The organism is Streptomyces wedmorensis, from assembly GCF_000716445.1.
GTDB classification, from domain to species: domain Bacteria; phylum Actinomycetota; class Actinomycetes; order Streptomycetales; family Streptomycetaceae; genus Streptomyces; species Streptomyces wedmorensis.
Genome location: NZ_JNWK01000082.1, coordinates 1 through 12,853 on the forward strand (window position 1 = coordinate 1; position 12,853 = coordinate 12,853).

9 protein-coding genes and 1 pseudogene are annotated in these 12,853 nt (G+C 70.9%); 1 reads left to right on the top strand and 9 read right to left on the bottom strand.

Features of this window, described 5'->3' with window-relative positions:
• Positions 1-221: 221 nt before the first annotated feature.
• The 6 genes and pseudogenes from OO54_RS37885 to OO54_RS37905 all read right to left on the bottom strand — a co-directional run bounded on the left by OO54_RS37885 (position 222) and on the right by OO54_RS37905 (position 4,776).
• Positions 222-1,298: an SUKH-3 domain-containing protein gene (locus tag OO54_RS37885; protein ID WP_234439397.1), complete on the bottom strand. Its 1,077-nt coding sequence runs from the start codon at positions 1,296-1,298 to the stop codon at positions 222-224.
• Positions 1,299-1,310: 12 nt separating this feature from the next.
• The gene (locus OO54_RS37890) at positions 1,311-1,703 is read right to left on the bottom strand and encodes a YwqJ-related putative deaminase (RefSeq protein WP_033211586.1); all 393 of its coding nucleotides are present in this window, start codon (positions 1,701-1,703) and stop codon (positions 1,311-1,313) included.
• A complete protein-coding gene (locus OO54_RS37895) occupies positions 1,696-2,157 on the bottom strand; it encodes an SUKH-3 domain-containing protein (protein ID WP_017236900.1) in 462 nt (153 codons plus the stop codon). The genes OO54_RS37890 and OO54_RS37895 overlap by 8 nt, the downstream gene beginning before the upstream one ends.
• A gap of 22 nt (positions 2,158-2,179) precedes the next feature.
• Positions 2,180-2,734 (bottom strand): YwqJ-related putative deaminase, encoded by a 555-nt coding sequence (locus OO54_RS48455; RefSeq protein WP_078905567.1) that lies wholly within the window; start codon positions 2,732-2,734, stop codon positions 2,180-2,182.
• A gap of 156 nt (positions 2,735-2,890) precedes the next feature.
• Positions 2,891-3,629 (bottom strand): annotated as a pseudogene (locus OO54_RS48460) (WXG100-like domain-containing protein); the annotation flags it as partial.
• A gap of 34 nt (positions 3,630-3,663) precedes the next feature.
• Positions 3,664-4,776: a winged helix DNA-binding domain-containing protein gene (locus OO54_RS37905; RefSeq protein WP_033211604.1), complete on the bottom strand. Its 1,113-nt coding sequence runs from the start codon at positions 4,774-4,776 to the stop codon at positions 3,664-3,666.
• A 195-nt stretch (positions 4,777-4,971) separates the two neighbouring features.
• Here OO54_RS37905 and OO54_RS37910 point away from each other — a divergent pair, with 195 nt between their 5' ends.
• Positions 4,972-6,078, top strand: coding sequence for a magnesium and cobalt transport protein CorA (locus OO54_RS37910; protein WP_033211589.1), 1,107 nt, complete (start codon positions 4,972-4,974; stop codon positions 6,076-6,078).
• Positions 6,079-6,149: 71 nt separating this feature from the next.
• On the opposite strand, the gene OO54_RS37915 is transcribed toward OO54_RS37910, so the two are convergent.
• The 3 genes from OO54_RS37915 to OO54_RS47945 form a co-directional block, all read right to left on the bottom strand.
• Positions 6,150-9,467, bottom strand: coding sequence for an AfsR/SARP family transcriptional regulator (locus OO54_RS37915; protein WP_033211590.1), 3,318 nt, complete (start codon positions 9,465-9,467; stop codon positions 6,150-6,152).
• Between the two features lie 295 nt (positions 9,468-9,762).
• On the bottom strand, positions 9,763-9,999 hold the full coding sequence (locus OO54_RS37920; RefSeq protein ID WP_234439228.1) for a hypothetical protein: 237 nt from the start codon (positions 9,997-9,999) through the stop codon (positions 9,763-9,765).
• Positions 10,000-10,019: 20 nt separating this feature from the next.
• Positions 10,020-12,197, bottom strand: coding sequence for a polymorphic toxin-type HINT domain-containing protein (locus tag OO54_RS47945; protein WP_033211592.1), 2,178 nt, complete (start codon positions 12,195-12,197; stop codon positions 10,020-10,022).
• Positions 12,198-12,853 lie beyond the last annotated feature (656 nt).

Genomic DNA, 12,853 nt, shown 5'->3' on the forward strand with positions numbered 1-12,853 from the left:
ACTTCCTCCACACCTACAACCACCACCGCTGCCACACCGCACTCGACGGACACCCGCCGATCAGCCGTGTCAACAACGCCGCGGGTCAATACACCTAGGTCCTGTCGGGCATGGTGACCCGGACGCCCCCTGGCGGCGACGGGGCTCGGGCCTGATCCGCCGGACAGGCCCCAGGCGGCGGGCCGGGTGGTCTTCCGGCCCGGGCACGGAGTCCGGCGCCCTCAGAGGGTGGCGGCCCAGGCGTCGAAGGCCGCGACGCACGCGTCCAGGGTGGCCGCCGGGCGGCCGATCGAGGCTCCCGGGCCGGCCGCCAGGGTCAGGGCGAAGCCGTTCGGACCACCGAGCGTGACAGCACAGTCGACGCCCGCCGTCGGGGCCGCGGTGCGCGGCGGGGCCGGGACGGCCAGCAGGAGCTCGCAGGAGGCGGGCGTCAGCGCCAGGGCGGACAGCTCCGCCTCCATCGCCTCGACCAGCGACGGCGCGTTGTCCTCCAGGGATCCGGGGCGGAGGGGGAAGTCCTGGTCCAGGACGGTCACGCCGATCCCGCGGAGTGTGGTGGCCCGCAGGCGGAGGGTACGGGCGTCGAACACCCCGTGGGTGTGCAGGACGTAGACGGCGACGAGCGCCGCCCTGACTCCGGCGGCCAGGTCGGCCGGTTCCGCCCGCAGGGGCCACTGCCACTCCCGTCCCCGGAGCCGTACGGGTCGCAGCCCTTCGGTCAGCGCGAGGAGCCCGTCCCGCACGGTCTCCCCGTGGAGCCAGGCACCTCCGGCACCGAGGGAGAAGAGCCGGCCCTCCTCGTCGACGGCCATCGGGGCGTCCGCGGCGGTGCGGCCGAGGGGAAAGAGCCGAGTGCCGAGTCGGTCGGCGAGTCGGTGCAGCGGCGGGCCTGAGTACCGGGCCTCCTGGGGGTCGACGACACAGCCGGTCGCCGCGACCTCACGACCCCCGTGGGCGGCCGGTTCCGGACGGAGGCCGTGGAACTCCCGGACGGCGCGCTCAGCGGCGGGGAAGAGGGGCCAGGGGCCCATGCCCGCCGTCTTGAGGACGGCGAGCATGGCGGCGTCACCGGCGTCCCGCCCGGGGTGCCAGCCGGCCCGGACCAGGGAGCTGCCGCCCTCGCCGCCGGACATCCCGTCGGCCGCCGCGGCCCGGGCCGCGGCGGGCCCGGCCGTCGGGAGGCCGGCCGTCGAGGGCCCGGCCGTCGAGGGGGCCGTCGTGGTCCGCTCGACCGCTGTCTGCTCCGTCGTTGCCTGCTCGACCGCTGTCTGCTCGGTCGCTGTCTGCTCGGTCGTCATCGTGGTCCCGGGTCAGGAGTCCTGGAGGACGGTGATGCCGAACGCCTCGGCCAGGGCCGCGCACGAGCGGCAGAGGGGGGCGGGCGCGCCGTGCTCGGGGTCTCCGTGGGGGCGCACCTTGCGGGAGACGAGGGCCGCGCCGGCGAAGTGCGCCGGCGCCTCGGCGAGGCTCGTGGTCCCGCCGTCCGCGCGCCGGGCGTCGACCGCGTACAGCCGGTCCGAGACGAGCGCGGACTCGGCGCAGTACCCGAGGAACGGCTCGCGCAGGCTCGGCACGAGCCCGTCGAAGAACTCCCGTACGGCGGGGTGGAGTCGGGGTTCGCCGTCACCGGTCAGGTTGGTCTGGCTGGTGATCGTCCCCTGGACGAGGAGGGAGGAGGCGGTTCCCGGAACGGTGTCAGACAAAGTAGTCCCGCGCTTCCTGCTGGGGGCCGCGCAGCAGACAGCTGATGGCCTCGTACGTGTTCGCTCCCAGGAAATAGGGACCGGTGTGGTGCATGAGGAAGAAGCGTCCGGTCTCGTCGATGAGCACCATGGCCCCGTCGAACGTCTCGTATCCCACGGGGAAGAGCTTCTTCCCCACATTGCGGGCGAGTTCGGCGACGTCCTCGCCGCTTTCCTCGTAGATCCAGTGCGGGGTGAATCCGACGGCGTCCGGCGGCGTTCCCGGAATCACCAGGCGCAGCCCGCCGAATTCCCGGACGAAGTCCTGGGCGGCCTGGAACGCTTCGACCGGATGTCCTTCCTCGGCGAAGCGGTCGGCGACGAAGTCGAGGAGCTCGGGCAGCTGCGCACCGATGTCACGCCCGTGTGACCAGCCCGCCTCGGTGAGGACCGCCTCGACTTCCTCCGCTGTCATTCTCGGCATTTCAGGCTCTCTCTCAGTGGTGCGCGATGACGCCGGCGAGGGGCAGCATTCTCTCACAGGACCGGCAGGGCGGTTTGTACTCGCCGTGCAGCAACTGATCGTCCCCGGGACGCATGTTGCCGATCTGAACCGAATAGACGCGGGACCCTTCCATGGCCTTCCGCACGTCCTCCGGTGTGACGATGCCCGTGCCGTTCGGATCCATGTGGTGCAACCGGTCGGAGATGAGCGAGACTTCCGCGCATTTCCCGTGACCGTTGCCCGGATTCTGGTCGGCCGCCTTCATGTCGTTCTCCACCCGGTCCAGGATCTGTTTCAGAGCCGGGTGGGTGGACATCGCGGAGTCGCCGGTGGTGGAGCTGCTCGTGTGCGCGGTCAGGGTGCCGTCGTGGAGGAGGGTTCCGGCGCACGCCGTCTTGAGCCGGTGCTTGCCCTCCGGATACGGATTGCTGGGCGGCTGGTTCTTGGCGTCGTCGGCGAGGTGGCCGGCCTCGTCGACGAGGGCCTTGCGCTGCTCCTCCTCGCTGAGGTGGCTGACGTCGAGCGCGTCCCTGCGGTGGTTCTTCATGCCCTGGCCGGTCCGGCCGTGCCAGTCGGGCTGGGGAGTGATCGGCTTTCCCCCCGGGTTGTTGCCGCCACCGCCTCCGCCGCCCTGGCCGCCACCGCCGCCCGGGGGCTTGCCGCCGCCTCCCCCACCGGCCGGGTTCTTGCCTCCCGGGCCGCCGCCGGAGCCGTTGCCGGCATCGTGGTCGCCCTTGCGCTGGCGGGCGATGCGGGCGGCCGTGTCGTCGTCGTTGTTCTTGTGGTCCTTGGAGATCTGCTTGACGGCCTTGGGCAGGGTCTCGCCGATGTGGTCGCCCATGGTCCTGGCGGACTTCACAAGGGCGCCCATGGCCTTCTCGATGACCGGGTCGAGGGCGTCGGCGATGTCGTCCCGGCCCTTGTTGCGGCCCTGGTGTCCCTTGGCTTTGGTCAGCTTTCCGGCGGTCTTGCCGTGGATGCCGGCGCTCACACCGTTCAGTCGGGTGCCGGCCTGGTCGTGCTCGTCGTGCTCGATGTGGAAGCCCTTGCCCCCGGCGCCACCGCTGCCACCCCCGGCGGAGGCGAGGTTCAGACCCTCCTTGGCACCCTGCACTCCCTCGTCGAAGCCGTCCTTGCCGGCCTGCTTCGTCTGGTCGAGGTTCACGCTCCGCGACGGCCTTCCACTTCATGGCCTCGATCGCGCCCGCCGCGAGGTCCAGCGCGTCCGCGATCGTGCGGGCCGCGGACACCATGTCCTTGAGGTGCTTGTCCTTGACCTTGCCCCAGTGCGCGTTGAGCGCGTCCATCGCCTCGCCGTGTCCCGAGGACAGCAGGCGCTGCACGTGGTTGTTGGCGAGCTGGCCGTCGTCGGCGAGGTCGTCCGCGAACTCCCGCAGCGCGTCCGCCATGTCGCGGTACGCGTCCTCGTCGACGTTGGGCCAGCGGCGCGCCCCTCCCCCGTGGCCTCACCGATCGTCAGCTCTCGGCTTGGACGATGTCGTACGAAGTGCCGGGGGGCGTCATGAGCCGGAGGGTCCGCTCCGCCTCGGCGGCGAGGGCGGCACGCGCCGCACGCGTCACGCGTGTGAAGGGTTCGATGGTGAGGGTCGTGCGGTCTTTCGCCTCGTCGAGGCGCCAGATGCCGGCGAGGACACCGTCGACGAGGAACGTGCGGTGCGCCTGGTTGCCGGTCCAGGTGCGGCCCTTGTGCTCGGCGGGGACGACGCGGGTGCGGTCGGCGTGCGAGAGGAGCAGGTTGTCGAACTCGGGGAGGAGTCGGGGCGCCGCGGGGGTGTCCTCGTCGGGGCGGGGCGCGTCGGGAAGGTCGAAGAGTTCGGTGCCGCGCTCGTCCCGGAAGACGAGGAGCTCGGGCCGCAGCCGCTCGAACGCCGGACGGAGGCGGGTGAGACCGCACCAGGTCTGCATGTCCTGGACGGAGGCGGGTCCGAAGGCGCCGAGGTAGCGCCGTACGGTCTCGTCGACCTCGGCCGCCTCCCCGTCGGGGCCGCCGAACCACACCCGGGTGGTGGTGAGCGCGACCTGGCCGCTCCGCCTCCACAGGCCGCGCGGGGTGACCTGCACCATCAGGAGCAGACAGCGGGCGGCGATGGTCAGCGCCGTCGGGTCGGCGTCCGGCCACTCCACGAGCAGCCGCTCCCGCAGGTCCTTGGGGGTGCGGGAGCGCTCCTCGACGTACTCGGTCGCCAGGGCGGTGAGCCGGTCGAGGTCGACGCCGTCGAGCCCCTTGCGGAACATCTTCAGTTCCCGGTCGATGGCCCCCGCCTGCACGAGCCGGCGCAGGCCGACGGCGTCGCGGGCGGTGTGGGTGTGGACGGTCGAGCGGAGCGAGACGATGCGGGCGACGCGCCGCGACTCCATCAGGTCCGACAGGTCCTCGGGCCGGAACCCGTCCAGGCGTGCGGCGAGCGCGTAGTACGGGGGCTTGGTGTTCTGGGCCTGGAGGCCGACGAGGTGCGCCACGGCCTCCTCCGCGCCGAGCGCGGCCGGGCGCAGGAGCAGCTGCCGGTCGAGGGTGGCACGGTTCAGGGCTCGGGTGCCGAGCACGGGGTGGGACGTCTTGAGGGCCATGATCGGCACATTATCGAGACTTGCGGACAGCTACCGTCCTCGATGCGAGGTGGGGGCGAGGCGCCCGGAAGAGAGATACCGGCGTGCGGGATTCACCCCATATATCCTGCTCTCGGCCCGCAGACACACCTGTCCCGCAGACACGCCCGTCGCGCGGGCGGCCCGTCGCGCGGACCGAGGAGGAGGTACGCGAAGATGTCCGACCGCCGCCCCCACGCGGCCTGGCGCCGCCGCCCCGGACCGCCGCCCGCCGCCTCGTCCGAGCAGCCGTCCCCGGCGGAGCCGAGCGTCGTGCAGTCGACGCTCTACCGGGACGGCCGCCGGGTCTCCTCCCCCACCACCCTCGCCGACACCTTCCGCCAGCTGCGCGAGCATCCCGACGGCATGGCCTGGATCGACCTCCAGTACCCGACCGTGGAGGAGCTCCACTACCTGGCGGCCGAGTTCGACCTCCACGAACTCGCCGTCGAGGACGCCATGGAGGCGCACCAGCGCCCCAAGCTCGAACGCTACGGCGACACACTCTTCGTCGTGCTGCGCGCCGCCCGCTACCTCGACGCCCCCGAGGAGGTCGACTTCGGCGAACTCCACGTCTTCGTCGGCCCCGACTTCCTCATCACCGTCCGCCACGCCGACGCCCCGGACCTCTCGGCCGCCCGCCTCCGCATGGAGGAGAACCCGGACCTCCTCGCCCTCGGCCCCGAGGCCGTCCTCTACGCCATCCTCGACGCCGTCGTCGACGGTTACGCCCCCGTCGTCGCCGGCGTCCAGAACGACATCGACGAGATCGAGACGGAGGTCTTCGGCGGCGACCCCGCCGTCTCCCGCCGCATCTACGAACTCTCCCGCGAGATGGTCGAGTTCCAGCGCGCCACCCGCCCCCTCGTCGGCATGCTCCACGCCCTCATCGCCGGCTTCGCCAAGTACGGCACCGACGAGGAGCTCCAGCGCTACCTCCGCGACGTCGCCGACCACGTCACCCACACCAGCGAACGCGTCGACGGCTTCCGCCAGGCCCTCACCGACATCCTCACCGTCAACGCCACCCTCGTCACCCAGCAACAGAACGCCGAAATGCGGGCCCTCGCCGAAGCAGGTTTCGAACAGAACGAGGAGATCAAGAAGATCTCGTCCTGGGCCGCCATTTTGTTTGCACCCACACTCGTGGGAACGATCTACGGGATGAACTTCGACAACATGCCGGAGCTGCACTGGGCGGGCGGGTATCCGTTCGCGGTGGTGCTGATGGCGGTGGTGTGTACGAGTCTGTACGTGGTGTTCAAGCGGAAGGACTGGCTGTAGAGCCAAGTCGCAACGCGAGGCGGTCGGGAACGCCGTCGACGTGCGGCCGGCTCGCTCTCCCGCGGAGCGGCCTACTCCCTCGTCGGCACACCGGTGTCCGAGAAGATGGCCTCCGCCTGCCACCTTCTCGACCCGACAGGGTGGGTGTCGCGGAGGGCCCTGTCGAGGATCAGGAGGGTGCGGGCTTCCCCGAGTCGGTGACCTGTGCGGCGGTGCACGGTCAGTGCCTCTTCCGCGTGCGCGGCAGCCGTGTCGAAGGCGGCCTCCGATTCCGCCGTCTCCGACAGGGCCGTCAGGGCTTGGCCCTCCACCACCCGGAACGAGTGACGGCGCGCGAGGGCGAGCGCTTGCTCGGCGTCACGGCGGGCATCGTCGTACCGGCCCAGCCGCTGGTAGGTGAGAGCGAGGCCCAGGAAGCAGTCGGCCTCGCCTCGCCGGTACCTCGACCTCCGGGCCAGCGCGAGCGCCTCCCGGCCGGCCCGCTCGGACAGGTCGAGGTGCCCCCGCTCCCGGTGGCACGCGGCAGTCGTGGTGAGGATGCCGACCCGGATCCAGGGTCGCCCTCGGCTCCCGCACACGGCGAGGGCGCGTTCGGCGTGTTCCGACGCCGCCTCGTGGTCGCCGCGCTCGAGGGCGATCCTCGCGACGGCGTCCAGCATCATCGCGCGGTCGCTCCGGTGGCCGTCCAGGTCGTCGGTGGCAAGTCGCGGGCCCAGGGCGTCGAGACCGTCCTGAAAACGGCCGAGTTCCCAGTACACCAAGCCCAGGTTCTGCAGGGCCAGGCTGTGGTCGCTCCAGCCGATCTCCTCGTTCCGGGCGATGGCCGCTTCGAGGTTGGCGGCGGCCTCGTGCAGGAGGCCCAGATCGCGGCAGGTCACGCCGAGGACGACGAGCCCCAGCGCCTCCAGGTGACGGTTCCCGGTGTCACGGATCATCCGAAGGCCGGTCGTCACATGGTCGTACGCGGACGGGAGGCGGGCCATGGCCCATTCCGTCAGCGCCATGCCACCCAGGGAAGCCGCCTCGCCCTCCTGCCATCCGAGTTCCCTGCTGATGGCCCGGACACGCAGGTGGTGCCCCATCGACTCTCGGGCGTGCCCCCGGTCGGACGTGAGCAGTCCGAGGCTGCTGTGCATGGCCGCCTGACCGAACAGGTCGCCTTCAGCCACGGCTGCGTCCAGCGCGGACTGCGCGGCGTCCTGCCAGGTCGCCCGAGGCAGATGCAGCCAGAAGTAGCCGAACAGGGCGTTGGTCAGGTGCCAGGCCACGGCGCGGGGGCCGTTGCGCCCGGCGTGGTGGATGAGGGCCAGGAGATTCGCGCGCTCCACGTCCAGCCACGGCGCGGCCTCCGGCCCCGACGGGAGGCTCTGCCGGGAAGAGCGGACGAGGTCGCGGGGCAGCTCCGGGAAGAGCCAGGACCCTCCCGCGGAGCGGGCCGCGCCCAGGTACCAGAGCATGGCTCGGCGCAACGCCGCGTCACGCTCCGCCGCGGCTTCCTCAGCCAGCGCCCGCTCCCGCGCGTACTCGCGCAGGAGGTCGTGGAAGCCGTACCGGCCGGCCGCCGCGGGCTCGACGAGGTGCGCGGCGACCAAGGCGCTGAGCAGGCGTCGGGCCTGCGTCGGCGGTACGTCCAGGAGGGCCGCGGCGACGTCGGCGGTGATGTCGGGGCCCGGAAACAGCCCCAGAAGGCGGAACAGGCGGCGGGCGGCGGGCGCCAGAGCGAGGTACGACACGGAGAACGCCGTCCGTAAGGGCGAGGCGTCGCTCTCCTGACCTTCCAGGACCTCCAACCGGCTGCCCTCGCTCAACTCCGCTACCAGGTCGGCCAATCTCAGCCCCGGATCCCCCGCCAACCGGGCGGCGGCCACGCGCAGGGCGAGCGGCAGGCTGCCGCACAGCCGGATCAGCTCGTCGGCGGCCTCGGGCTCTGTGGCCACGCGCGGCGCGCCGAGCGTCCGGCTCAGAAGTACCAGGGAATCGGCCGGGTGAAGGACGTCCAGGGGCAGGGAGTGGGACCCGTCGCGGGCGACGAGATCGCCCAGGCGGTTGCGACTGGTGACGACGACGCAGCAGGAGGGGCTGCCCGGCAGCAGCGGACGGACCTGGTCCGCCGACGCGGCGTTGTCCAGCAGGACGAGCAGACGTCGGCCGGCGAGGAGGGTCCGGTACACGCGCGCTTGGTCCTCCCGGTCCACCGGGATGTCCGAAGCGTCCAGCCCCAGGCTCCTGAGCAGCAGGCTCAGGGCTTCGCCGGCGGTGAGCGGCGGCCTGTCGTGGTCGAAGCCGTGCAGGTTCACGTACAACTGACCGTCGGGGAAGCGGTCACGTACCCGGTGCGCCCAGTGGACGGCAAGAGCGGTCTTGCCGATGCCGGCGGCTCCGCCGATGGCGGAGATGACCACAGTCCGCGCCGGGTCCGCACCCTGGGGCGGAAGCAGTGCCTCCAGAGCGGCCAGTTCCTCTTCACGCCCTGCGAACCCCGCAGTGTCGTGCGGCAGTTCGGCCGGAACCCGCAGAGTGCCACGACTCGACGGCGGACTGGAACGTTCCGGGGCGCCACCGCGGCTCGGGGTGGAACGCGCCGACCCGGCCCCGGGGGACGGACGGCCCAGGGCGGCGTCGTCCCGGCGCAGTACCGCCTGGTGCACCCGGCGGAGTTCGTCGCCCGGATCGACGCCGAGCTCCTCGCGCAGCCGTACGCGCGTGTCCGCGTAGACCTTCAGCGCTTCCGCCTGACGTCCGCAGCCGTACAGAGCACGCATACGCAGGGCCAGCAGCGCCTCGTCGTACCCGTCGGACGGCGACATCACCGCGAGATCGTCCAGGGCGTCGCCGAACCGGCCGAGGGTCACCAGGCAGTCCAGCCGATCGCGGCGGAGCGAGCGCCATCGCTGCGTCAGCCGGTCGCGTTCGGCCTGCGCAAACGGTCCGGGGAGATGCGCCAAGGGCTCACCCGCGAACAGGGCGAGTGCCTCGCCCAGTTGGTCGGCAGCCGTGGCCATGTCACCAGACGCCTTGGTGAGCAGCGCCCGCGCAGCCCGTTCGGTCACATCCGTGAGATCAAGCCGGACCTCCTCGACGTCGAACCGGTACCAGCCCTTTCCGCTGCGGATCACGGACCCGGTGTGCCGGACACCCGCCGCGTCGAGCGTTCTGCGCAGGGGGTTGATGTGACTGGCGAGCACGCTGGCTCCGGTCGCGGGCGGCTCCGAGCCCCAGACCGCGTACAGAAGCCGGTCATGGCTCACGACGGCCCCGTCGCGGAGCAGGAGAGCGGCGAGGACGGCCTGCCTCTTGGCAGGTCCCAGATCGAGCGGGGTCGCCCCCCGCCAGGCCCGAAGGGGTCCGAGCACATCGATCCGCAGCCGCTGCCCCGTGTCCGCGCCCACCGCACAGTCCCCCGATCTCCCGCTCCCTCGCTTCTCCCCCAGCATTGCATCACCCCTACCCGGGGTGCCGCCCACGAGGTCGGGTCAGCGGATGGGCTCGCGTGCGCCGAGGAGCGTGGCGGTCGACGGCCACGTTCCTCGGCGGGGCCGGCTTCCGCCGCATCCGCTTCCACGACCTCCACCACTCGACGGCCGCCCTGCTCCGCCCACGTCCGCTGCCGTTGCCGTCAGCTACTGCCGTCACACACACACCACGAGGCCCTCCCGAAAGCTCGGGAGGGCCTCGTGGCAATGGTTACGAGAATTCCGGCAACCATTCCCAGTCGCCGGGCAGGGACCGCAACCGACTGAATCCCTGTTCGAGACAGTCACTCAGGCTGGAGGATTCGGCACGAATGAATCCCTGCTCGCCCAGTCCTGGACCCGACATCACCACAGTCCAGGGCTCGCCATCTTCCGCCATCCTCTCGTCGTCCACCTTGAGGATCACGGTGACGCCTGAGCGGCCCAGCCTCTCCATGAGCTGCTCCATGTCCATCCTCTGCACTCCCATCAGTAACCCCTCAAGGCTGCCGAGATGCCGCTGACATCGTGCAGCTGACCTTTGCCGACTCGGTCGATGACCCTTCGAAGGTCGGCGGAGGTGGGGCCGCTCGTGACCCGGTTCCGACGCATCAGCTCTTCCACGACAGCCTGGGCAGTGCGCTTGCTTCCGTTGTCGAACATGTGACCACCGGCAATATCGCGAATCACGACGGCCGACTTGTCCCAGAAGCTGTGGTATCGGCTGGCGTTGGCCATGGTGTTGGCCGGTGAACCGCTCAGCAGGGTTTGACCGCCGAAACCACGATTGATCTTGACGATCTCGTCAGGGGTCACACCTACCTTGAAGCCGCCGGTCAGCGAGCAGTTGGAATTGTGAACGAGGACCGGCGTCTGTCCCGCCAGCACATAGTACGTGTGCAGGTCGGAGACGGTGAGGTCGTGTGTGCGGTACGGCGCTTGCTCGTTGCGGGCCTTGGTCACGACGGCCCGGGCGCCATTCGGTGTGTGTAGTTCGTCGCCGGGTCGGAGGTCTCGGGCGTTACTCCACTGCTGGTGGTTCGTCACCCAGAAGGGGTGGTTGTCCGTCGCGGTGATGTCGGCGGAGCCTGGCGCGGTCGTGACGGTGAGGTGGGTGAAGTGTTTGTCGCCGGCGGTGGTGAAGGTGTTGGTCACCGGCCGGGTGGAGGTGAGCCCTGTCCGCGGGTCGCCTGCGGTGACCAGGTCGCCGATGCGGATGTCCTCGATGGCGCGGGTGGTGTGGTCGGCCAGGAGCACCTGGGTGCCCGCGGGGAAGCTGTGCGGCTTGGCGCAGTCCGCGGCGTCGCGTTCCGACCGCGCTTGGTCGGCGAGCTTCTTCGCCTCGACCTTGGCCAGCGCGCGGGCGTCGATGAAGGTGTCGGCACGGAGGGGATAGGTGAGGCGGACCTTGCAGCCGCAGGCCTGGGCGTCGGCTTCTGCCTGGGCTTGGACGCGGGCTGAGACTGAGGAGTAGAGCGGTCCGGCTCCCGGGTTGGTGCACTTCAGGGTGCCGGCGACGGAGTTGCCTCGGACCGGGAAGGTGCGCTGTGGGCTGGTGCAGGAGCCGGCGGGTTTGCCGTCGATGGAGAAGGTCGCGTTCATCACCGCGGTGACTTCGCCTCGGGTGACGCGTTCCTTCCGGGCGATGGAGGTGACCTCGCCCGTGAAGGCTTGGGTGGCGGTGCAGCCCGTGGGGCCGCAGTCCATCTCGCCCGAGCCGTCGAGGGTGAAGGTGATGCCTCCGTCGGTTGCGTCCTCGAGCTGGTCCGCGTACTCGACCAGCGTGTCGAACATCCGGTCGGCGGCGTCGGCGAGAACCGGAGTCAGGTCCATTCCCTCGGCGCCACCGGACGCCAGGGGCCCGGTGGTGACCCTGCGGGGAGCCGTCGGGGCCTCCCCGTTCTCCAGTTGGTCCCTCACGTCGGCGAGCCCTTCGCGGAGGTCGTATGCCTCCAGCCGCAGCACCCGGTGCGGCTTCGCCCTCGTCACCAGCAGACGGCCGGCCGAGGTGTCGATGCCGAGTGCGGGCACGCCGTTCACGCTGTGCGGCGGCTTCGGCCCGTTCGCCGGTGACGGGGACTTCTCCAGGTCGGCCAGAGCCTTCGCCAGCACGGCTGCCAGCTTCGACGGAGCGATGGTGCGAGCCAGCGCCTCGTCCATGAGCGTGGATCCGTCGTCCAGCCCGACGATCCACTCGCTGGGCGGCGCCTTCTCGTCCGCTCCCACGTCCCTGCCGGGAGCTGGGTCGGTCTGCCAGCGTGTGAACGTCCTCCCGCCGATGCGCAGCACGTCTCGACCGGTGTCGCTTCTGCCGGACTTGGTGGTGCCGTAGGTGCTTCCTGCCGCGGTCACCGTGAAGGTGTTCTCGGTGATGCCGAACGAGGAAGTGTCCTTGTAGTGCACACCCGGGGCGGTGGCGAGGCCTTCCACCGCCTCGCGGAACGGCTGCAGGTCACGCGCCGTCGCCCTGGAACCGTCGGGTGCGCTGCCGGAGTTCAGCAAGGTGACTGCGATGACGGCGATCACCAGAGTCAGGATCCAGGCCGGCAGGGCGATCCGCGGCCACGAGCCGAGCCGTTGCCATCCTTCGTACGCCGGGCTTGTCGTACCGGCGGGCCCGAAGCGGGGCTCGCCGTCTTCACCGGAGGCGGGGTTCTGTTGGGACACGCTGTCCCCCTTCGTGTTTCACGCACTGGTCTGGGCAAGCCCGCGGCCTGGACCGGCCGCGGCGGAGAGAGGGACCTGAGACCCAGGCGAGGCACGGCCGGCCCGACACGAGCGCGTCGAGGCGAGGCGATCGTGACCGGGAACGGCCCTGAACCCGTCTGGGCCGGGTCATGCGGCAGCCTCGCGGCTCGCGTTGCAATTCCGTTGAAGCGACGATGAAGTGGACCGGCGTACGGGTCCGGCCCAGCCACATCCGTTCCGCCGGGACCGCTCCGCCTCCAGGCAGGGCGACACTCCGAGGACCCCGACGGAGCCACCGAGAAGTCATCGGAGGCGCTGCGCGCAAAACCGGAATACCCGGAGTACGCACGGAGAATTCGGATGCTCGACAACGGGCGCTCCGTGGCCGTGGCCTTCATCCGTGCTCATATCAATGAAGGAGGAATGAATTTCGACCGCATGCCGGAACAGGACCGGCCGGGGGATATCAGTTCGCGATCGGCTCGACGGGGATGGCCCGCACCGGCTTGTACGTGATCTACAAGCGGCGGGACCGGCCGTTGGACGATCGACCCGCCGGCGTCCAACCGGCCTCGCTCAGAAGCCGGTTCGAGCTGGCCGATCGGTGCCAGCCCCTGGTCGGCGGGTGGGGGTTG